This window comes from Pararhodobacter zhoushanensis, from assembly GCF_003990445.1.
GTDB classification, from domain to species: Bacteria; Pseudomonadota; Alphaproteobacteria; order Rhodobacterales; family Rhodobacteraceae; genus Pararhodobacter; species Pararhodobacter zhoushanensis.
In genome coordinates this window covers 231243-252154 of the sequence record NZ_REEZ01000002.1, presented here as the reverse complement: position 1 = coordinate 252154, position 20912 = coordinate 231243, and the positions used below count along the sequence as shown (strand labels likewise).

Genomic DNA, 20912 nt, shown 5'->3' with positions numbered 1-20912 from the left:
TTGCGGCATGGTGCGCGCAAACGGCTGGGCCCGCTGCACGAGGCCCGTCGCAGGAGGAACAACATGACGACGCAACCGCAGCCGATGGATGCCGACTGGCTGGTCTATCACCCCAATCCCAAGACGCCCGATTTCGTGCTGCCCAAGGGCGCGGTCGATGCGCATTGCCACGTCTTCGGCCCCTCGGCCGAGTTCCCTTACGCGCCCGAGCGCAAATACACCCCCGGAGACGCGGGTAAGGACAAGCTGTTCGCCCTGCGCGATTTTCTGGGGTTCGAGCGCAATGTGATCGTGCAGGCGACCTGCCACGGCAAGGACAACCGCGCCATGGTCGACGCCTGCGTCGCTGCCGGTGACAAGGCGCGCGGCGTGGCTTCGGTGGGCAAGGACATCACCCGTGACGAGCTGAAAGCGATGCACGAAAGCGGCGTGCGCGGCGTGCGCTTCAACTTTGTGAAACGGCTGGTCGACGCGACCCCGCCCGAGGTGTTTCTGGGCATCGCCGACAAGATCCAGGAATTCGGCTGGTCCACGGTCGTTTATTTTGAAGCGCAGGATCTTGAGGGACTGGAGCCTTTCCTGACCTCGCTGCCCGGCATCATCGTCGTTGACCACATGGGCCGCCCGGATGTGACCAAGGGCGTCGATCACCCGGATTTTGAGCGTTTCATTAACCTGATGGCGCAGAATGAAAACGTCTGGACCAAGGTGACCTGCCCCGAGCGGCTGACCAAAACAGGCGCGCCCTATGACGATGTTGTCCCCTATTATCAGGCCATCGTGGACCGGTTCGAGGACCGCGTTCTGTGGGGCACCGACTGGCCGCATCCGAACATGAAATCGCACATGCCCGATGATGGCGCCTTGGTTGATTACATCCCCCGGATCGCCCGCACCGAGGCGCAGCGCCAGAAGCTGCTGATCGACAACCCGATGCGCCTCTACTGGGCCGACTGACCGACGCTTGCTAAACCAAACCGACGGGCGTGCCGAAAGGCGCGCCCGTTTCGCATTCCGCGCGCCGCTGCGTCTATAACTTCTCTGTCTGCGCTATTGGTTTCGCGCCGACCGGACCGCCCATTTGATTCAGGTCAAATTTCCGGGCGCGCCTGCATGGGACACTGGCCCTGCAAGCGATGGAGGACACGCGATGGACCAGCCCGGCTACGACTATCACATTGATATTCCTGGCACGACTTTGTTCGACGGCAAGATGGCCATGAAGGGCTATGCGCTGAACAAGATGTGCTATTCGTTCAACCAGCAGATCAACCGCGAGGCGTTTCTGGCGGATGAAGAGGGCTATATGGCCAGGTTCGGCCTGAACGACGAACAGAAAGAGGCGATCCGCAAGCGCGATGTGCTCGGCCTGATCGACGCGGGCGGGAACATCTATTACCTCGCCAAATTCGCCGGGATCTTCAAGCTTTCGGTGCAGGATGTCGGCGGTTTGCAGACCGGCAAGACCACCGAAGAATTCCAGCAATATCTGGCCAGTCAGGCATAAGGAGACGCGATCATGGCACGCATTCTGGGCGGTATCACCACCTCGCACATCCCCGCCGTGGGCAACGCGATCAACAAGGGCCTGCAGGACGATCCCTATTGGAAACCGTTCTTCGACGGCTATCCCAAGGTCCATAAATGGGTTCAGGACAACAAGCCCGACTATGTGATCAACATCTACAACGATCACGGGCTGGGCTTCTTTCTGGACCGCATGCCGACCTTCGCCATCGGTGCGGCGCATGAGTACCGCAACGAGGATGAGGGCTGGGGCCTGCCCGCCCTGCCGCCGTTCCCCGGCGCGCCGGAGCTGAGCTGGCACATCATCGAGTCGATGGTGGCCGATGAGTTCGACATCACCTCGTGTCAGGAACTGGCGGTGGACCACGGCTTTGTGGTGCCGATGCAGCTGTTCTGGCCGGGTGCGCCCAACAACCCCGACATGCCGCGCGCGGTGCCGATCAGCGCCAACACCGTGCAGCACCCGATCCCGACGCTGAACCGGGCGCTGAACTTCGGCAAGGCTTTGCGCAAGGCGCTGCTCAGCTTCCCCGAGGATGCCAAGATCGTCGTGCTGGGCACCGGGGGCTTGAGCCACCAGCTTGACGGCCAGCGCGCGGGCTTCATCAACAAGGAGTTCGACCGCTACTGCCTGGACAATATCGTCCACAATCCTGAGGAGCTGACCAAGATCACCCGTCAGGAACTGGTCAAGAACGCCGGTGCGCAGGGCACTGAATTCCTGATGTGGATGATGATGCGTGGGGCCTTGGGCGACGACGTGACCGAGATCACGCGCAACTACCACATCCCGATCTCGAACACCGCTGCCGGTACGCTGCTGATCGAGTGTGCGGCCTGAGAATGGGGAAGGGGGCCTTAGCGGCCCCCTTTTTTCACCGCTCCGGTGATCACCGACAGGGCAAACAGCGCCGATGCCGCGACGACGATGCTGGGCCCGGCGGGCGTGTCCAGCGTCAGGGACGCGCCCAGCCCCAGCACCACGCTGATTGCCGCCAGCGCGACGGAGACCAGCGCCATCTGCTCGGGCGTGCGGGCGAAATTGCGCGCGGCGGCTGGGGGGATCACCAGCAGCGCGCCGATCAGCAATGCGCCCACCACCTTGAGCGCCACGGCCACCACCAGCGCCAGCGCCAGCGTCAGGATCAGGCGTTCACGGTCAGGATTCAGCCCCAGTGAGCGCGCCAGATCCTCGCTGATCGTGGCGGTCAGTAAGGCCTCCCACCGCCAAAGCATCAGCCCGCAGACCGCCAAAGCGCCGCCCGCCATCACCCACAGATCCGTGCCGCGCACGGTCAGGATGTCGCCGAACAGGAAGGCGTTGAGGTCTACCCGCACCCCGTGCAGGAACGACACCGCCACCAGTCCCAGCGCCAATGCGGCATGCGCCATCACCCCCAGCGTCGTATCCAGCGCCCAGCCACGCCCGGCCAGTGCCGAGACAAGCAGCGCCATCGCCAGCGCGGTGGCCAGCGTCCCGGCGAACAGCGACACGCCGAATCCCAGCGACAGCGCGACGCCCAGAATCGAGGCATGCGCCGTGGCATCGCCAAAATACGCCATCCGCCGCCAGACCACAAAACAGCCCAGCGGCCCGGTCGCCAGCGCCACCAGCAATCCCGCCGCCAGTGCGCGCAGGACGAAATCGTCAATGATCATGGGTGCAGGTCTCGTGGTCGTGGGGGTGGTCGGGGTGATCCATGCCATGATCATGGTGGTGCTGATAGAGCGCCAGCGCGCCGCCGGTGCCCAGCCCGAACAGCGCGCGGTATTCCGGCGCGTTCGACACGACCGAGGGCGTGCCCTCGCAGCAGACATGCCCGTTCAGGCACACCACCCGATCCGAGGCGCTCATCACCACGTGCAGATCGTGGCTGACCGAGAGCACAGCGCAGCCGATCTCACGGCGGACCTCTTCGATCAGCCGGTAGAACGCGGCCGTGCCCGGTTGGTCCAGCCCCTGCGTCGGCTCATCGAGCACCAGAAGCTGCGGATCGCCGGCCAGCGCGCGGGCCAGCAGCACCCGCTGGAACTGACCGCCTGACAGGGTGGACAGCTCGCGCGCCTCCAGCCCCTGCGCGCCGGTGCGCATCAGCAGCGTGGCGATCTCGTCGCGGCTGAGTTTGCGCTCCAGCCGCAGGAACCGCGACACGGGCAGGGGCATGTTCGGGTCCAGATGCAGCTTTTGCGGCACATAGCCCACACGTAGCCCGGCGGCTCGGGTCACGCTGCCCTGAACGCCGGGGATCATGCCCAAGAGCGCGCGCAGCAGCGTGGATTTGCCCGAGCCATTGGGGCCGACAATGGTGACGATCTCACCGGGGCTGAGGGTAAAATCGACATGCGACAGGACCGGTGGCGCTGCCCCGTAAGCCACACTCAACCCGCGCGCCTGCAACAGGGCGCTCATGCGTCGGCGCTCGTCTGGCAGGCGGTACATAGGCCCAGAGCCTCGATATTGGCACGCTCGACGGTGAAACCGACGGCCCCGGCGCTTTGCGCGAGGACCTGGCGCAGAGGGGCGGCAGGCACCTCGGCCACAGCGTCACAGCCCCGGCAGATCAGGAAGGCCGCCTGATGCTCCTGACCCGGATGGGTGCAGGCGGCGAAGGCGTTCAGCCGTTGAATGCGGTGCGCCAGCCCGTGCTCGACCAGAAACTCCAGTGCCCGGTAGGCGACTGGAGGCTGATGGCCGAATCCGTCCTCGGACAGACGCTGCAGCACGTCATAGGCCCCCATCGCGCCGTGACGCTCGAGCAGGATCTCCAGCGTGCGGCGGCGCACCGGGGTCAGGCGCAAGCCGCGCGCATGCGCCAGCGTTTCGGCGCTGCGCAGGGCGGTGCTGACGCAGTCATGATGGTCGTGCGGCTCAAATGCGGGGGTGGTCATGCGGGGCCTTGCGGTCGGATATGTGATACTATAACAAGTAACAGTATAACATTTCCCACAGCGGTTCCAAGCCCCATGACATCTCGTATTCTCCCCTGCGCTCTGGGCGCGTCCCTCTTTGCGCTGCCCGCTTTTGCCGATGTGCCGCGCGTGACAACGGATCTGCCGGTGACCCAGTCGCTGGTCGCGCAGGTGATGGGCGATCTGGGCACGCCCGAGGTGCTGCTGGGTCAGGGTGCGGACCCCCACCACGCGCAACTGCGCCCCAGTCAGGCCCGTGCCCTGTCGGGGGCGGGTCTGGTCGTCTGGGTGGGTGAGGGGCTGAGCCCCTGGCTGGAAGGCCCGGTCGAGACGTTGGCCACCGGGCCGGTGCTGGAGCTTGCGGCAGTCGAAGGGCTGACGGTGCAGGGGTTTCAGGCGTCGTCTCTCCTGGGCGAGGGCGAAGACGACCATGGCCACGATCACGATCACCACGATCACGATCACCACGACGAAGACGGCCACGATCATTCCGGGCAAGACCCGCATCTGTGGCTCGCGCCCGAAAATGCGGCACTCTGGCTGAACGCCATCGCCGCCGAATTGAGCACGCTCGACCCCGAGCATGCCGACCAATACGCCGCCAACGCCGAAACCGCGGTGGCGGGCGTGTTGCAAACCCGTGACGAAGTCGCCGCCATCCTCGCGCCGGTCGGCGATGCGGGGCTGGTGATGTTCCACGACGCCTATGGCTATTTTGCCAGCGCCTTTGGCCTCAACATTCTGGGCACGATTTCGGAAGGCGACGCCACCGCACCCGGCGCTGCCCGCCTCACCACGATCCGCGCGGCACTGGACGGAGCAGGGGCCGTTTGCCTGTTCCCCGAAGCCAACCACCCGCTCGACTTCGCCCAGGTTGTGGCCGAGGGCAGCAGCGTCCGGCTGGGTGCACCGCTGGACCCCGCGGGCGTGATGCTTGAGCCGGGCCCCGCGCTCTACGGCGACCTGATGCGCGGGCTGGCCACGGCCATCGCCGCCTGCGCGACGCAGGGCTAACGGCTTGACGCGGTGCGCCGCACATGGCTCCCTTGGACCATGTGCGGCCGCTTCGCGATCACCTTGCCAGACGATGCGATGGCGCGGCTCTTCGATGCCGCGCCGGCCAATGACCTGCCGCCGGTGCCGCGCTACAACATCTGCCCGACCCAGCCGGTCGCGGTAGTGATCAGCGCCGAGGGGCGGCGGCGCTATGGGCCGATGCGCTGGGGCTTTATCCCGCGCTGGTACAAGACCCCGACCGATGGCCCGCTCCTGTTCAACGCGCGCTCGGAAACCATCGCCGAGAAACCCGCCTTCCGCGAGGCCGCCCGTCAACGGCGCTGCCTGATTCCGGCCTCGGGGTTTTACGAATGGACGAAGGATGGCGAGACGCGGTTGCCTTGGTACATCACGCGGACCGACGGCGCGCCGATGGTTTTCGCCGGGGTCTGGCAAAGCTGGCAAGGGACTGAAGGTACGCGGATCGCCAGTTGCGCCATCGTCACCGCTGCCGCGCAGGACGAGATGGTGGCGCTGCACGACCGCGTGCCGGTGGTTCTGCACCCCGACGACTGGGCCAAATGGTTAGGCGAAGACGGCCACGGTGCCGCGCGCCTGATGGAGGCCCCGGGGCAAGGGGTATTGGGCTTCCGGCGTGTTGGGCAGGCGGTAAACTCGAACCGCGCCGAGGGGCCAGAGCTGATCGAACCGTTTGACGGGTAGCGACGTGCGGGCCTCGGAGGCATCAAACCTCCTCGGCCCGCGCAGCCTGCCGCCCGCACCCACTTCAGGGGTGAGGAGCGATTGGACAATTGTCCAGTGGACGACAGTCCGCGACGAAACACGCGCCCCTTTGGAATCCCCCCGTGCATAGTTGAAGACAGAAAATGAAACAGGGTTAGCGAACCCTTATCATCTGTCCTTAAATATCCTGGGGGGTGAATTGGCCGTCAGGCCAAGAGGGGGGCAACGCCCCCCTGCCTCGGCCCCAATAGCAAAACGCCGCCCGGTGAGGGGCGGCGTTTGCGGTTCCGAAAAGCCGGGCTCAGCGGTTTTCGACGTCGCTGTAATCGCGGCGCGGCGCGCCGGTGTAGAGCTGACGCGGGCGACCGATTTTCTGATCGCTGTCGCCGACCATTTCTTTCCACTGCGCAACCCAGCCCACGGTCCGCGACAGGGCGAAGATCGGGGTGAACATCGCGGTGGGGAAGCCCATCGCTTCGAGGATGATGCCCGAGTAGAAATCGACGTTCGGGTAGAGCTTTTTGGACACGAAGTATTCGTCCTCGAGCGCGATGCGCTCCAGCTCTTTGGCGACTTTCAGGGTTTCGTTGTCGTGGATGCCCAGAAGTTCGAGCACCTCGTCGGCCGATTCCTTCATGACCTTCGCGCGCGGGTCGAAGTTCTTGTAGACCCGGTGACCAAAGCCCATCAGACGGAACGGATCGTTCTTGTCCTTGGCTTTGGCGATGTACTCGGGGATGCGGTCCACGGTGCCGATTTCGCGCAGCATTTCCAGGCACGCCTGGTTGGCGCCGCCGTGGGCAGGGCCCCACAGGCAGGCGATACCCGCAGCGATACAGGCGAAGGGGTTGGCACCCGACGACCCGGCCAGACGCACCGTCGAGGTCGAGGCGTTCTGCTCATGGTCGGCGTGCAGCATCATGATGCGGTCCATGGCCTTGGCCAGGATCGGATCGACCACGTAATCTTCGGCCGGGACAGCAAAGCACATGTGCAGGAAGTTGCCGGCGTAATCGAGCGAGTTCTTCGGGTACACGAAGGGCTGGCCGATCGAATACTTATACGCCATGGCGGCGATCGTCGGGATCTTGGCGATCAGGCGGATCGCGGCGACCTCGCGCTGCCACGGGTCTTCGATATCGGTCGAGTCGTGGTAGAAGGCCGACATCGCGCCGACCACGCCGACCATGGTGGCCATCGGGTGCGCATCGCGGCGGAAGCCGCGGAAGAAGTTGTGCATCTGCTCGTGGACCATCGTGTGACGGGTCACACGGGTCTCGAAGTCGATCATCTGCTGGGCGCTGGGCAGTTCCCCGTAGAGCAACAGGTAGCAGACTTCGAGGTGATGCGACTGGGCCGCCAGCTGTTCGATGGGATAGCCGCGATAGAGCAGCTCACCCTTGTCGCCGTCGATATAGGTGATGGTCGACGAGCAGGCCGCGGTCGAGGTAAAGCCCGGGTCGTAGGTAAAGACGTCGCCTTGTGCGTAGAGCTTGCGGATGTCGAGCACGTCGGGGCCGACGGTAGGCGAATAGATCGGCAGGTCCAGTGACGTATTGCCAATCGTGAGTTGTGCACTTCCCTTGGATTCTGCCATCATGTCCCTCGCTTTATGTCCAGTGTTTTGCAGCCCGGAGCGCCGGCGCCGCGGGTCTTTCTCAGCCGCCCGTCGCGGCATCTTGCAGCCGCGCGAGGGTTTCTTCACGTCCCAGAACCACCATCATGTCGAACACACTTGGCGACACGGTCCGCCCGGCAAGAGCGGCCCGCAGGGGTTGCGCTATCTTGCCTAAGCCGAGGCCATGTTCCGCCGCGAGGTCGCCCACAATGGTTTCGAGTCTCTCGCGTTCCCAGCTAGCATTTCGCAGATGCGGCGTCAATTCATTCAGTATACTACGGGATACCGGATCAAGGGATTTTCCCGCCTTTTCATCCGGTTGGATGGGGCGCTGGGTCAGAACAAAATGTGCCCTTTCAAGGATTTGACCAAAGCTTTTTGCTTTGTCCTTGAGCTGCGGCATGGCGCGCAAAAGCGCCTCTTCCTGCGTTTCGCTCAACGGTGCGGCATCGGTTGCGGTCAGGTAGGACCGCAGCTCTTGCAGCACTGCGGCATCGTCCAGCACCGAAAAATGCTGCGCCGTGAGATGGTCGAGTTTCTTGAGGTCCAGACGCGCCGGAGCCCGCCCGATTCCGCCCAGATCGAACCATTCCGTCGCCTGCGCATCACTGAAGAATTCGTCGTCCCCGTGGCTCCACCCAAGGCGGGCCAGGTAGTTGCGGATCGCAGCCGAAGGGTAGCCCATGCGCTGATAATCCTCGATCCCCAGCGCGCCGTGGCGTTTGGATAGTTTCTTGCCATCCTCACCGTGAATCAGCGGGATATGGGCGAACTGCGGCACCGGCCAACCCATCGCCTGATAGACCTGCGCCTGGCGTGCCGCGTTGTTCAGATGATCGTCCCCCCGGATAATATGCGTGACCCCCATGTCATGATCATCGACCACGACCGCGAGCATATAGGTCGGCGTACCATCAGAGCGTAAACAAACCATGTCATCGAGCTGGTCATTACGGAACACAACCCGCCCCTGCACGGAATCCTCGATCACCGTCTCGCCGTCACGCGCGGCTTTGACCCGCACGACATAGGGTGCGTCGGGATGCGTCGCGGGATCGGCGTCGCGCCAGGGCGATTGGTATAGGGTCGAGCGGCCTTCGGCCCGGGCGGCCTCGCGGAAGGCTTCGATTTCGTCTTGCGTGGCAAAGCACTTATACGCGTGGCCCTGCGCCAGCATCTGATGCGCGACCTCGGCATGACGGTCGGCGCGTTCGAACTGGCTGATCGCCTCGCCGTCCCAGTCCAGTCCCAGCCAGGTCAGGCCGGAAAGGATGGCCGCCGTCGCCTCGGGTGTCGAGCGGGCACGGTCGGTGTCTTCGATGCGCAGCAGGAACTTGCCGCCACGACCGCGCGCGTAGAGCCAGTTGAACAGGGCAGTGCGTGCGCCGCCGATGTGCAAAAAGCCCGTGGGCGAAGGGGCGAAGCGGGTGACCACGGGGGAATTCATCAGTCGTTAACCTTTCGGAAACCACGGGAGACGTAAGCTGGGCGCAAGCTCTAGGCAATGACGGGGGCAAGAACAAGTGTCGAGCCCCGTCGATCCCTTCGAGCCAGACCTGGCGGGCGGCTCTGCGTGTGACGGTGAAGATGGGCCGATCGCCGCGCCGGTCAACCCGGCATTCCGCGTGGTCATTGCGGTGCTGGACAGCCTTTCCGCAGCGCGCGGCGCTCTGTTCCCTTTTGCGCCTGTGGTGGTGGGGCTGGGGGTGGGGGCGTTTTTTCTGCTTCCGCGTGAGCTGATGCTGCGGGAGGTGGGCGTGTTGGCCGCTGGCATGGTGGCGCTGGCTGCTGCTGCCCTGCGCGGGCCAGAGGGCGCGCGTCCAGTTGCTCTGGCGCTGGCACTTGTCTGTGCCGGGACGTTGCTGGCCGCATGGCGCGCGCAATCGGTCGCGGCACCTGTGCTCGGCTGGCATCGGTACGGTCCGGTCGAGGGACGGATCGTGATGGTCGACCGCTCGGGGTCGGACGCTGTGCGGTTGACGCTGGACCGGGTCGTGCTGCCGGGCGTGGATCCGGCGCGGGTGCCTGCGCGGGTGCGGGTGTCGGTACATGGCACGCTGGAACTGGACCCGGTGGCGGGCACGCGGGTGATGCTGACCGGCCATCTGGCCCCGCCCGGCGGCCCGGTCGAGCCGGGTGGCTTTGATTTCCGTCGCCTTGCCTGGTTCGACCGGCTGGGCGCGGTGGGCTATTCCCGCTCGCCGGTGCTGGCGCTGGAAGACCCCGCGCCGGGTCTCGCGCTGGCCCTGACCCGGCTGCGGCAACGGCTGGCCGAGGGGATCCGCGCCCGTCTGCCGGGTGAAACGGGCGGCTTTGTTGCGGCGATCCTGACGGGGGATCGCTCGGGCGTCGGGCTGGAGACCATCGAGGATCTGCGTCGTTCCAATCTTGCGCATCTGCTGGCGATTTCCGGGCTGCACATGGGGCTGTTGACCGGCGTGGTCTACGCGACGTTGCGCGCGGCCCTTGCATTGTTCCCGCTGCTGGCGCTGCGCCTGCCGATCCGCAAGCTGGCCGCGCTGGGGGCCTTGCTGGCGGCGGCGGCCTATCTGGCGCTTTCGGGGGGGAATGTGGCGACGCAGCGCGCCTTTGTTATGGCGGCGGCGATGCTGGGCGCGGTGCTGGCCGAGCGGCGGGCACTGTCGATGCGCTCGGTCGCGCTGGCCGCGCTGATCCTGCTGGCGTGGCGGCCTGAGGCGCTGTTGTCCGTCGGTTTCCACATGTCCTTTGCTGCGACGGTGGCGCTGGTTGCGGTGTTTCGCTGGCTGCGTGACCGGCGGATGGGAGAACTGCGCGTGCGACCCTCGGGCTGGCGGCGCGCCCTGGCGCCGGTGGGCAGTGCGGCACTGTGCTCGCTGGTTGCCGGGGTGGCTACCGCGCCCTTTGCGGCGGCGCAGTTTCACCGCGTGGTGGAATACGGGCTGATCGCCAACCTGCTCAGCGTGCCGCTGATGGGCCTGCTGGTGATGCCGGCAGCGGTGTTGGCGGCGGTGCTGTGGCCGGTCGGGCTGGAGGGCGTCGGGCTGTGGTTGATGGGGCTGGGCACGCGCTGGATTCTGGGCGTGGCAAACCGGATCGGCAATTGGGACGGGGCGGTGACGATGGTCGTCACGCCGCCGGGCTGGGTAGTGTCGGTGCTGTCGCTGGGGGCTTTGTGGCTGGTGCTCTGGCCGGGGCGGGCGCGGCTGGCAGGGGTGCTGGTTGTGGCCGTGGCGCTGGGCGGCTGGGGGCTGGCCGAGCGTTCGCCCCTGCTGATCGACGGCGAGGGCGCGCTGGTCGGGCTGATGGGGCCGCAGGGCAGGGCGCTCAGCCGGGCGCGCGGCGCGGGGTTTGTGGCGCGCAACTGGCTTGAGGCGGACGGCGATGACGCGTGGCAGGAACAGGCCGCAGCGCGGGCGGGTTTCACGCCCGTCGAGGGCGGGGTGCGGTTCCATTTTGCAGGGCGCGACTGGGCGCATCTGACCGGGCGGCGCGGGCTGGCGGCGCTGTCTGCGCAATGTCGGGACGGGGCGGTCGTGGTGATCGACCAACGGGTCGACGCGCCACCGCAAGGATGCCGGCTGCTCGATCAGAGGGCGTTGCGCGCGACGGGCGCGATCGCCGTGGCCGCGGACGGGCACGAGGTGACAGCGCGCGAAACGGCGGGGCGGCGGCTGTGGAGCGGCTGGTAAAGCGCAAAGGTTGAGTCCTCGGCGCAACAGATCCGGGTTTTTCGCGACAGGGACGGGGCGTGTGGGAAGTTCCGTCTGGCCTCGCTTGCGTCTGCTGGCTATTTTTTCGGAAACAAACAGGCAAAATAATGAGCAGTGTTTCCGGGTTCAGCGGCGTGTACGCCGTCGGTTGGGCGCAGACTGCGCCCGGTGAAGAATGGGGGCTGGCCCCTGAGCTGGTGAGCGTCGGCATGTCCTGGCGCTGGCGCGGATCGGCGCGGCGGCTGGATGCCGGGGTGGCGGCGCTCTGGCTCGACAGCCCGCAGGACCGCAACAACCCGCGCCAGCGCGCCCGTCGGCGGCTGCGGCGGCTCTCGCTGGCCGAGATGCCCGAGGCGGCGCGCGAACCGGGCGCGGACGAGGGGTTGCCAAGCGATTCGCTGGTGCTGACCGATGGCAAGCGGCTCTATCCGGCGCGGATCGTGCGGCAGGCGGGGCGCATGCTGGCGGTGTTTCATCCGCTGTTGCCCCGGCCGGATGCGGAACTCTGGATCGCCGCCCTGAACATCGCGCCCCCGCAGGCAGCGCGGCGCACCGGGGTGATCTGCTTTCTGCCCGGTACGATGATCGCCACACCCGACGGTCCGCGCGCGGTGGAAACGCTGGAGCCGGGCGCCGCCGTCACAACCCGCGACCACGGCGCGCAGCCAGTGGTCTGGCGCGGCGAGACTCGGTTGTCGGGGGCCGAGCTGTATCTCTACCCCCACCTGCGCCCGCTGCGCATTTGCGCGGGCGCGTTGCCCGGCGCGCGACCGGATGCGGATCTGCTGATCTCACCGGGGCACCGGTTGCTCCTTGGCGCGTCTGGTTACAGCGGCGCGGGCGAAGTGCTGGTCGCGGCCGAGGATCTGGAGGACGGGCGGCGCATCCGGCGTGACTTCACCTTGGGGGCGGTGCGGTATGTGCATCTGATGCTGGCGCAGCACGAGATCCTTAGCGCGAACGGGCTCGCCTGTGAGAGCTTCCACCCCGGCCTCGCCGATGCGCGCGTGCTGCAATGGCACGCCAGATCGCTGGAGAAAGCCGCGCCGGGTTTGGTCGCCGACCCCGCGCGCTATGGCGATCCGGCGCGGCGCTGTCTGAGCCGGGGCGAGGCGGCGATCCTGCAACCGGCTTTTGTCTAACGCAGCCAGCGCCGGAACCGCGAACGCAGCCGCACCATCAGCCCGCCCACGGCGGGGCGCAGCAGTGGCAGATCCACGGCCAGCAACAACAGGCCGACGGGCAGCATCCAGACGCCCAGAATGGGCAGGAAGCCCAGAAACCCTCCGATGATCAGCAAAATGGCGGCGGGCAGCCGCATCCATAACCGACCCGGCGCGGTCAGTCGCTGCAAGGCACCGCCGATGCGGGGATAGCGACGCTCGATCTGGGCGATCTGGCGGCGAAAGCGGCGGTCGGTGGGCGTGGACATGAGGGCCTTGGGTTGTTGGTGGCTCTATGTGGGGCGCGCAGGCTGCGGGCGCAAGCGGCAGGGTTTGTCACAGAGCAGTCATTGACAGTGCCGGGACGGGCTGTATAAGCGCGCCGTCCGGGTGCCCTGTTCCGTAACAGGGTGACTGGCTTTTCATTGGTGTTGGTGGACCTCGCAAGAGGAACCCTGTCGCCCCGGTCAAACGGGGAAAGGACAACGCCCTTCGATACACAAAGAAGGAGATCAGCCGTGACCAAACGCACGACTGCCAAGTACAAACTCGACCGCCGCATGGGCGAGAACATCTGGGGCCGCGCCAAGTCGCCGGTCAACAAGCGTGAATACGGCCCCGGCCAGCACGGTCAGCGCCGCAAGCAGAAGCTGTCGGACTTCGGTACCCAGCTGCGCGCCAAGCAGAAGCTGAAAGGCTACTACGGCGATCTGACCGAGAAACAATTCAAGCGCATCTACGGCGATGCCGCCCGCGTCAAAGGTGACACCGGCGAGAACCTGATCGGCCTGCTCGAGCGCCGTCTGGACGCCGTGGTCTACCGCGCCAAGTTCGTGCCGACCATTTTCGCCGCCCGCCAGTTCGTGAACCACGGCCATATCACCGTGAACGGCAAGCGCGTGAACATCGCGTCGTACCGCGTCAAGGAAGGCGACGTGATCGCCGTTCGTGACCGCTCCAAGCAGCTGGCCATCGTTCTGGAATCGGTCAGCCTGACCGAGCGTGACGTGCCCGACTACATGGAAGTCGACCATTCCAAAATGACCGCGACCTACACGCGCACCCCTTCGCTGGCGGATGTGCCCTACGCGGTTCAGATGGAACCGAACCTCGTCGTCGAATATTACGCCAAGAACTAATCCGGTTTCGGCTTAGGTCTTGCTACGACAGGAAGGGCCGCGCCGGGGAACCGGGGCGGCCCTTTTCTCATGCGCGGTGCCGGTGGACAGGCCAAAGGTGCGTATTTTCGGCAAGATGAAGCCGCAGCCCACGCAGGCAAAGCTCAGGCGGGTAGCCGCCTTGGCGAAGACAGGGTAAACGCGCCAGAGCGGCGCCCGAGGATAGACCGATGCCCGAGGACAGACCGAGAACCGACGCCATCCGCCCGCAACCCGGGATCATGGAGATCGCCCTGTACGTCAGTGGCGAGAGCAAGCTTGCCGGGCACACCGATGTGCTCAAGCTGTCGTCGAATGAAAACCCTTACGGGGCCTCGCCCAAGGCACAGGCAGCTTTTGCCGCCGCCGCCGGGAATTTGCATCGTTATCCCAATACCGATCACGCCGGTCTGCGCGCCGCGATCGGCGAGATCCACGGGCTCGACCCTGACCGCATCATCTGCGGTGTGGGCTCGGACGAGGTGTTGCAGTTCATCACCCAAAGCTACGCTGGACCGGGCGATGAGGTGATCACCACCGAGCATGGCTTCTCGATGTATCCGATCCTCGCGCATGCTGCCGGGGCGGTTCCGGTCGAGGTCCGGGAAGTCGGGCGCCGCATTGATGTGGACGCCATTCTGGCGGCAGTCACTGAGCGTACGCGGATCGTGTTCATCGCCAACCCGGCCAACCCGACCGGCACAATGGTGGGCGAGGCCGCGCTGCACCGGCTGGCCGCCGGGCTGCCGGAAACGGCCCTTCTGGTGCTCGACGGGGCCTATGCCGAGTTTGCCGAGGGCTTCGATGGCGGTGCCTCGCTGGTCGACACCTACCCCAATGTGGTGATGACGCGGACCTTCTCGAAGATCCACGGCCTTGGCGGGTTGCGGATCGGCTGGGGCTATGCGCGGCGCGAGGTCATCGACGTGCTCAACCGTGTGCGCCAGCCGTTCAACCTGAGCGTAGCGCAGATGGATGCCGCCGAGGCAGCGATCCGCGACGTGGGTTTCACCCGCTTCTGCGCCACCGAGAACGCCAAATGGCGCGACTTCCTGCGGCAGGCACTGGTGCAGATGGGTATCGGCTGCGACGAGAGTTTCGCCAACTTCATCCTTGCCCGCTTTGCCAGCCCCGAAGAGGCCGACGCCGCCGATCAGGCGCTCAAGGCTGACGGGATTCTGGTGCGCAAGGTGGCGGGCTACAAGCTGCCCAACTGCCTGCGCATCACCATCGGGGATGAGGACGCTTGCCGCCGGATCATCGGCGTGCTGGCCGCGTTCAAAGGGGTGCGGTGATGGCACAGGTCTATGAACGCGTCGCACTGATCGGGCTGGGCCTGATCGCGGGGTCCATGGCGCATGCGATGAAGCGGCGCGGGCTGGCCGGGCATATCGCGGGCTATGCGCGCAGCGCCGAGACGCGGGCGGCGGCGGCGCAGATCGGCTTTGTCGACAGCGTGCATGACAGCGCGGCTGAAGCCGTCGCGGGGGCGGATCTGGTCGTGCTGGCCGTGCCGGTCGGTGCGATGGAGGCTGTGGCGGAAGAGATCGCGCCGTTCCTCAAGGCAGGGGCGACGGTGACGGACGTGGGTTCGGTCAAGCAGGCGGTGATCGACGCGGTCGGGCCCCATCTGCCTGAGGGCGTGCATTTCATCCCCGGTCACCCGCTGGCCGGGACCGAGCATTCCGGCCCCTATTCCGGCTTTGCCACCTTGTTCGAGAACCGCTGGTGGCTGCTGACCCCGGTTGAGGGATCGGACCCCGACGCCGTTGCGCGGCTGAGCGCGCTTTGCACCGGGATGGGCGCGAATGTCGATACGATGGACGCGCCGCACCATGATCTTGTGCTGGCCGTGGTCTCGCATACCCCCCACCTCATCGCCTACACGATGGTGGGGGTGGCCGACCACCTCCGCCGAGTTTCGCAGACCGAGGTGATCAAATACTCGGCCTCGGGCTTTCGGGACTTCACCCGGATCGCGGCCAGTGACCCGACGATGTGGCGCGATGTGTTCCTCACCAACAAGGAGGCGACGCTCGATATTCTGGGTCGCTTTACCGAGGAACTCTTTGTGCTGCAGCGGGCCATCCGCATGGGCGACGGGCCGCTGTTGCACGAGTATTTCACCCGCACCCGCGCGATCCGGCGCGGGATCATCGAGGCGGGACAGGACACCGACGCGCCGGACTTCGGCCGCGTCAGGAAGGACTGAACGAATGGTGCTGTTGCGGTGGGTTCTTGTGGTGCTGGTGCTGGTCCTTCCGGGGGCAGCGTGGAGCGATGCACCCGAGACCTCACCGCGCCCGCGCATGCGCCCGCCCTCGGGCGCGGTTGTGTCGATTGCCGATGCAGCGGTCGCCGAAGCCACGGCAGCCCGGCAGGCCGCCGAACAAGCCGAAGCTCTCCGCCTTGCCACCGAACGCGCTGCCGCTGAGGCGCTGGCTGCACGTCCACCGGTGACGGTTAATCCGCTTGCCGTGGCCACCAGTCTGTTCCCGCGCCACCGCACCGACAGCGTCATGCAGCGCTATGCCGCTATCGCGCGCGATCGCGCCCGCGACCGGCAGGTCGCCGCCCCCGCGGCAGTGACCGCGCCGACCCGCAGTGGTGGCCCGCAACAGCGCGGGATCTGCGGTGTGCGGGGGCTTGAGGGCCGCGAATTGCCGCGCATCACCTCGTCCACGCGCGGTTGCGGCATAGATCAGCCGGTCAGCGTGACCAGTGTGCAAGGCATCCCTTTGTCCATGGCCGCGACCATCGACTGCGACACCGCGCGCGCCTTTGATCGCTGGGTGCGCACCGAAATGGTGCCCGCCGTAGGTCGCACCGGCGGCGGTGTGGCGCAGATACGGGTGATCGGGGCCTATTCCTGCCGGACCCGCAACAGCCAGCCCGGCGCACGGATTTCCGAACATGGCCGGGGCCGCGCCATCGATGTCGCAGGCTACAGACTGGTCAATGGTGACACGGTGAGCGTGCTGCGGAACTACCGGCGCGGCAGCCACAGCCGGTCGTTGCGGCGCATGTACGAGGCTGCCTGCGGTATCTTCCGCACCACGCTCAGCCCGGATTCGGATCGCTTCCATCAGGACCACTTCCATTTCGATCTGGCCCAGCACCGGGGCGGCGGCACCTATTGCCGCTAAAGCAGTCTGACGCTGCGTGACGGATGCGATGCGCGCTTTGAGCGCGCGGGCACGGGGTGTAGAACCGCGCTGACATCAGACGAAAAAGGGATGGACATGGACGAGATCGTCATTCTGGGCGGCGCACGCAGCCCCATCGGCACTTTTGGCGGCAGCCTTGCCGATATCGCTCCGGCGGATCTGGCCACCACGGTCAGCAAAGCCGCGCTGGAACGCGCCGGTGTCGAGCCCGCACAGATCGGCAACGTGGTTTTTGGCCATGTGATCAACACCATCCCGCGCGATGCCTATCTGTCGCGTGTGGCGGCGATGGGCGCGGGTATCCCCGACACCACCCCGGCGATGAACGTGAACCGGCTGTGTGGCTCGGGGGCACAGGCGATCGTCTCGATCTTCCAGTCGCTTATGCTGGGTGACGCCGATTTCGGTCTGGCCGGTGGCGCTGAATCGATGAGCCGCGCGCCCTACATTGTGCCGTCGGCGCGCTTTGGCCAGAAAATGGGCGACACCGCCGCGCTGGACATGATGCTGGGCGCACTGACCTGCCCGTTCGGCACCGGTCACATGGGCGTCACGGCTGAGAATGTCGCGGGCGAGCATGACATCACCCGCGAAGCGCAGGACGCCTTTGCGATGGAAAGCCAGATCCGCGCGGCGCGGGCGATTGCCGAGGGGCGCTTTGCCAGCCAGATCGTCCCGATCGTCTCGAAGGGCCGCAAGGGCGACGTGGTCTTTGACACCGACGAGCACCCCAAATCGACGAGCCTTGAGAAACTGGCGGCCCTGCGTCCGGCGTTCCGCAAGGATGGCTCGGTGACAGCGGGCAATGCCTCGGGCATCAACGACGGCGCGGCAGCGCTGGTTCTGGCGCGCGGCGACGCGGCGGCCAAGGCAGGACTGAAACCGCTGGCGCGGGTTGTCGGCTATGCGGTCGCAGGCGTGCGGCCCGAGGTGATGGGCATCGGACCGATTCCCGCCGTGCAGAAACTGTGCGAGCGTACCGGCCTGTCGATCAGCGATTTCGACGTCATCGAGTCGAACGAGGCCTTCGCGTCTCAGGCGCTGGCGGTGAACAAGGGGCTGGGTCTGGATGCGGCCAAGGTGAACCCGAACGGCGGCGCCATCGCGCTGGGCCACCCGGTCGGCGCGACGGGCGCTATCGTCACGGTCAAGGCACTCTATGAACTGCAACGCACCGGCGGGCGCTATGGCCTGATCACCATGTGCATCGGCGGCGGTCAGGGTATCGCACTGGCAATTGAGCGCCTCTGAGGTTTGAAAACCGTCCGCGTTTAAGACTGTCTTTACCGTTCGCGGCAATTCTGAGCGGACCGGCCCTGCGCCGGTCCGTTTTCTTTTTTGCCGGGGCCGTCGCGGATGACATTGTTCGACAAGCTGACGCTGGAACGCCGGGCACGCCTGACGGCTGAGCGTCGGTTGGAGCAGCGCAATCGTGAACTGGACGCAGCGCTCGCGCAGCTGGACCAGATGCGCATCGATCTGCACGGGCTGCGCCAGAACGGGCGTGCTTCGGCGCTTGAAGATGCGCAGCGCGTAGTTGAGGTGCAAAGCAAGGCGCGCGCGGAAACCGAAAACGCGCAGCGTACCGCCACGATGGCTGAACGGCGGCTGTGGGACTCGATCAACACCATCCGCGACGGGTTCGCCGTCTTCAACCGCGATCAGGAGCTGGTGATCGCCAACCACGCCTATCTCGATGTTTTCTCAGGCATTCCCGAGGTTCAGGTCGGCATCAGCTATCGCCGTCTGGTTGAGATCCTTGCGCATGAGGAACGGGTCGCTTTCGACGGGATCACGCCCGAAGCATGGACGCAAACCATGCTCTCTCGGTGGGAGCACGAGCATATCGAGCCGATCACGCTGGTCTTCACCCGTGGCGATACCGCGCGTATCCACGACCGGCGCGCGCGCGGGGGCGATATTGTCAGTCTGGTACGCGACATCACCGAAACCCAACGCTACGCCGCCGAGCTGGAAGAAGCGCGCGAACGGGCCGAGGCGGCGAACCGCGCCAAGTCAGCCTTCCTCGCCAACATGAGCCATGAGATCCGCACGCCGATGAATGGCGTCGTCGGCATGGCCGAACTGATGTGCGACACCGCGCTGTCCGACGAGCAGCGCCTCTACGCCGAGACGATCCGCTCCTCGGGTGAGGCGTTGCTCAACATCATCAATGACGTGCTCGACTTTTCCAAGATCGAAGCCGAAAAGCTCACGCTGCACCCCGAACCCTTTGATCTGGAACGCTGTATCCATGAGGTGCTGATCCTGTTGCAGGCCGGGGCGCGCAAGCGGTCGATCGACCTGCTGATGGATTATGACCTGTTCCTGCCAACCCGCTTTCTGGCCGATCCGGGCCGCATGCGGCAGGTGATGACCAACCTGATCGGTAACGCCGTCAAGTTCACGCAAACCGGTCATGTCCTGATCCGTGTTGTCGGGATCGAGGCAGGCGAATTCGCTCAACGCATCACCGTCACCGTTGAAGACACCGGCATCGGCATCGCGCCCGAGCATGTCGAGCGGATCTTTGGTGAATTCGCGCAGGTGGATGAACAGGCGAACCGCAAGTTTGAAGGGACAGGGCTGGGACTGGCGATCACCCGCCGCCTGATCGAGCTGATGGGCGGCGAGATCTGGGTCGAAAGCGAGCTGGGCAAGGGCGCCTGTTTTGGCTTCGCGTTGACCCTGCCGCTGTCCGAGGATGCCGACCCCTTGACCGCCGAACCCATCCGGCTGGAGCGGGTGATGATCGCCGAAAGCCATCTGATCAACCGCACCATTCTGGAACGCCAGCTGACTGCGCAGGGTGTTCAGGTGACCCTGTGTGCGTCGGGCGCTGAGGTGCTGGAGAAATTCGAGCACGGGCAGGGGGATGGGATCGAGCTGTTGCTCACGGATCACCTGATGCCCGGTATCGACGGGTTGGATCTGACTGCCAAACTGCGGAAGGCGGGCTTTGACACGCCGATTGTACTGCTCAGCGCCAACCCCGCCAGCGTGCGCAATCATCCCGCCATAGGCGAGCTGCGCGCCGTGCTGCAAAAACCGATCCTGCGTCAGGACCTGTTGCGCCAGTTGCAACTGTCCTCCGCCCCGGGGGCGCTGCCTGCCGCCCCTGCCGCCGGCGCCGCGCCGCGCCCCGATCCGTCGCCGCTGGCGGGCGGTGGCCGACGCATGCGTGTCCTCGCGGCCGAAGACAACCGCACCAACCGGCTGGTGTTTTCCAAGATGCTCGACGGGCTTGAGGTCGATCTCAGCTTCGCCGAGGACGGTGAGCAGGCGGTTGAAGCCTTTCGCACCACCAAGCCAGATCTTGTGTTCATGGACATTTCGATGCCGGGCATGGATGGCCGCTCGGCGACCCGTGCGATCCGCCAGCTGCCCGGCGGGGCCCAGGTTCCCATCGTCGCGCTGACCGCCCATGCGATGGCTGGCGACCAAGAAGAAATCCTCGCCGCCGGGTTGGATCACGTGATGACCAAGCCGCTGAAGAAACCGCTCCTGCTGGAGATGGTCGCGCGCTATTGCCCGCAAGACGCCAGCCTGCCCGCCCCGTCGCTGGATCGCACCGGGTGATCGCGCCTGCGGGGTTGCGGCGCGGCCTCGCAGGCCTTACCTCAGGGGCAAAGCCGCATATGAGGACGCCATGCTGTCAGTGATCCAGATCCTGTTTCTTGTGCTCAACGTGATCTGGTGGATCGTGATCGCCCATGTGATCATGAGCTGGCTGATCAACTTTCAGGTTCTGAACCTCCGGCAGCCGCTGGTGGCGCAAATCTGGGACGGTCTGAACCGCGTGCTCGAACCGGTCTACAGCCGTATCCGGTCTTTCCTGCCCAATATGGGCGGTCTGGATCTGGCCCCTTTGATCGTGCTTTTGGCGATCTATGCGATCCGGATTGTGATCACGAACAACATCTCGGTTTTCCTCTGAC

The 20912-nt window shown here is 65.7% G+C and carries 20 protein-coding genes; 14 read left to right on the top strand and 6 right to left on the bottom strand.

Annotated features, from left to right (window positions below; translation table 11 throughout):
• Positions 1-63: 63 nt before the first annotated feature.
• The 3 genes from EAE28_RS05905 (at position 64) to EAE28_RS05895 (ending at position 2368) form a co-directional block, all read left to right on the top strand.
• Positions 64-957 carry an amidohydrolase family protein gene (locus EAE28_RS05905; RefSeq protein WP_246022287.1) on the top strand — a complete coding sequence of 298 codons (894 nt, stop codon included), beginning with the start codon at positions 64-66 and terminating at the stop codon, positions 955-957.
• 193 nt (positions 958-1150) lie between these two features.
• Positions 1151-1507: a protocatechuate 4,5-dioxygenase subunit alpha gene (locus tag EAE28_RS05900; protein WP_127104909.1), complete on the top strand. Its 357-nt coding sequence runs from the start codon at positions 1151-1153 to the stop codon at positions 1505-1507.
• Positions 1508-1519: 12 nt separating this feature from the next.
• A complete protein-coding gene (locus EAE28_RS05895; protein WP_127104908.1) occupies positions 1520-2368 on the top strand; it encodes a class III extradiol dioxygenase family protein in 849 nt (282 codons plus the stop codon).
• Positions 2369-2385: 17 nt separating this feature from the next.
• Here EAE28_RS05895 and EAE28_RS05890 read toward each other — a convergent pair whose 3' ends face one another.
• Genes EAE28_RS05890 through EAE28_RS05880 form a run of 3 tightly spaced genes read right to left on the bottom strand, consistent with a single transcriptional unit; the run spans position 2386 to position 4416 of the window.
• Positions 2386-3186 carry an iron chelate uptake ABC transporter family permease subunit gene (locus EAE28_RS05890; RefSeq protein WP_220443895.1) on the bottom strand — a complete coding sequence of 267 codons (801 nt, stop codon included), beginning with the start codon at positions 3184-3186 and terminating at the stop codon, positions 2386-2388.
• Positions 3176-3937 (bottom strand): ATP-binding cassette domain-containing protein, encoded by a 762-nt coding sequence (locus tag EAE28_RS05885; RefSeq protein ID WP_127104907.1) that lies wholly within the window; start codon positions 3935-3937, stop codon positions 3176-3178. The genes EAE28_RS05890 and EAE28_RS05885 overlap by 11 nt, the downstream gene beginning before the upstream one ends.
• Positions 3934-4416, bottom strand: a complete 483-nt coding sequence (locus EAE28_RS05880; protein WP_127104906.1) for a Fur family transcriptional regulator — start codon at positions 4414-4416, stop codon at positions 3934-3936. Before EAE28_RS05880 ends, EAE28_RS05885 begins: the two co-directional genes overlap by 4 nt.
• A gap of 75 nt (positions 4417-4491) precedes the next feature.
• Here EAE28_RS05880 and EAE28_RS05875 point away from each other — a divergent pair, with 75 nt between their 5' ends.
• Both EAE28_RS05875 and EAE28_RS05870 read left to right on the top strand, forming a co-directional pair.
• Positions 4492-5451, top strand: a complete 960-nt coding sequence (locus EAE28_RS05875; RefSeq protein ID WP_127104905.1) for a zinc ABC transporter substrate-binding protein — start codon at positions 4492-4494, stop codon at positions 5449-5451.
• 39 nt (positions 5452-5490) lie between these two features.
• Positions 5491-6156 carry an SOS response-associated peptidase gene (locus EAE28_RS05870; protein WP_127104904.1) on the top strand — a complete coding sequence of 222 codons (666 nt, stop codon included), beginning with the start codon at positions 5491-5493 and terminating at the stop codon, positions 6154-6156.
• A gap of 322 nt (positions 6157-6478) precedes the next feature.
• Here EAE28_RS05870 and gltA read toward each other — a convergent pair whose 3' ends face one another.
• Both gltA and gltX read right to left on the bottom strand, forming a co-directional pair.
• Positions 6479-7774, bottom strand: a complete 1296-nt coding sequence (gltA, locus tag EAE28_RS05865) for a citrate synthase (protein WP_127105319.1) — start codon at positions 7772-7774, stop codon at positions 6479-6481.
• 61 nt (positions 7775-7835) lie between these two features.
• The gene (gene gltX, locus EAE28_RS05860; RefSeq protein WP_127104903.1) at positions 7836-9242 is read right to left on the bottom strand and encodes a glutamate--tRNA ligase; all 1407 of its coding nucleotides are present in this window, start codon (positions 9240-9242) and stop codon (positions 7836-7838) included.
• 76 nt (positions 9243-9318) lie between these two features.
• Between gltX and EAE28_RS05855 the strand changes: the two genes are divergently transcribed.
• Positions 9319-11466: a ComEC/Rec2 family competence protein gene (locus EAE28_RS05855; protein ID WP_246022286.1), complete on the top strand. Its 2148-nt coding sequence runs from the start codon at positions 9319-9321 to the stop codon at positions 11464-11466.
• 128 nt (positions 11467-11594) lie between these two features.
• Positions 11595-12629: a Hint domain-containing protein gene (locus EAE28_RS05850; RefSeq protein WP_127104902.1), complete on the top strand. Its 1035-nt coding sequence runs from the start codon at positions 11595-11597 to the stop codon at positions 12627-12629.
• Here the strand turns inward: EAE28_RS05850 and EAE28_RS05845 are convergent.
• On the bottom strand, positions 12626-12919 hold the full coding sequence (locus EAE28_RS05845) for a hypothetical protein (RefSeq protein WP_127104901.1): 294 nt from the start codon (positions 12917-12919) through the stop codon (positions 12626-12628). The genes EAE28_RS05850 and EAE28_RS05845 overlap by 4 nt on opposite strands.
• Before the next feature lie 249 nt (positions 12920-13168).
• Between EAE28_RS05845 and rpsD the strand changes: the two genes are divergently transcribed.
• From rpsD to EAE28_RS05810, 7 genes are all read left to right on the top strand, one after another.
• On the top strand, positions 13169-13789 hold the full coding sequence (rpsD, locus tag EAE28_RS05840) for a 30S ribosomal protein S4 (protein WP_127104900.1): 621 nt from the start codon (positions 13169-13171) through the stop codon (positions 13787-13789).
• A gap of 209 nt (positions 13790-13998) precedes the next feature.
• A complete protein-coding gene (gene hisC / locus EAE28_RS05835; RefSeq protein WP_127104899.1) occupies positions 13999-15102 on the top strand; it encodes a histidinol-phosphate transaminase in 1104 nt (367 codons plus the stop codon).
• Positions 15102-16019, top strand: coding sequence for a prephenate/arogenate dehydrogenase family protein (locus tag EAE28_RS05830; RefSeq protein WP_127104898.1), 918 nt, complete (start codon positions 15102-15104; stop codon positions 16017-16019). Before hisC ends, EAE28_RS05830 begins: the two co-directional genes overlap by 1 nt.
• Positions 16020-16023: 4 nt before the next feature.
• On the top strand, positions 16024-16953 hold the full coding sequence (locus tag EAE28_RS05825; RefSeq protein ID WP_127104897.1) for an extensin-like domain-containing protein: 930 nt from the start codon (positions 16024-16026) through the stop codon (positions 16951-16953).
• A 96-nt stretch (positions 16954-17049) separates the two neighbouring features.
• A complete protein-coding gene (locus tag EAE28_RS05820; protein ID WP_127104896.1) occupies positions 17050-18225 on the top strand; it encodes an acetyl-CoA C-acyltransferase family protein in 1176 nt (391 codons plus the stop codon).
• A 105-nt stretch (positions 18226-18330) separates the two neighbouring features.
• Positions 18331-20553 (top strand): response regulator, encoded by a 2223-nt coding sequence (locus tag EAE28_RS05815; RefSeq protein WP_127104895.1) that lies wholly within the window; start codon positions 18331-18333, stop codon positions 20551-20553.
• A gap of 70 nt (positions 20554-20623) precedes the next feature.
• On the top strand, positions 20624-20911 hold the full coding sequence (locus EAE28_RS05810) for a YggT family protein (RefSeq protein ID WP_127104894.1): 288 nt from the start codon (positions 20624-20626) through the stop codon (positions 20909-20911).
• The last annotated feature ends 1 nt before the right edge of the window (position 20912 follow it).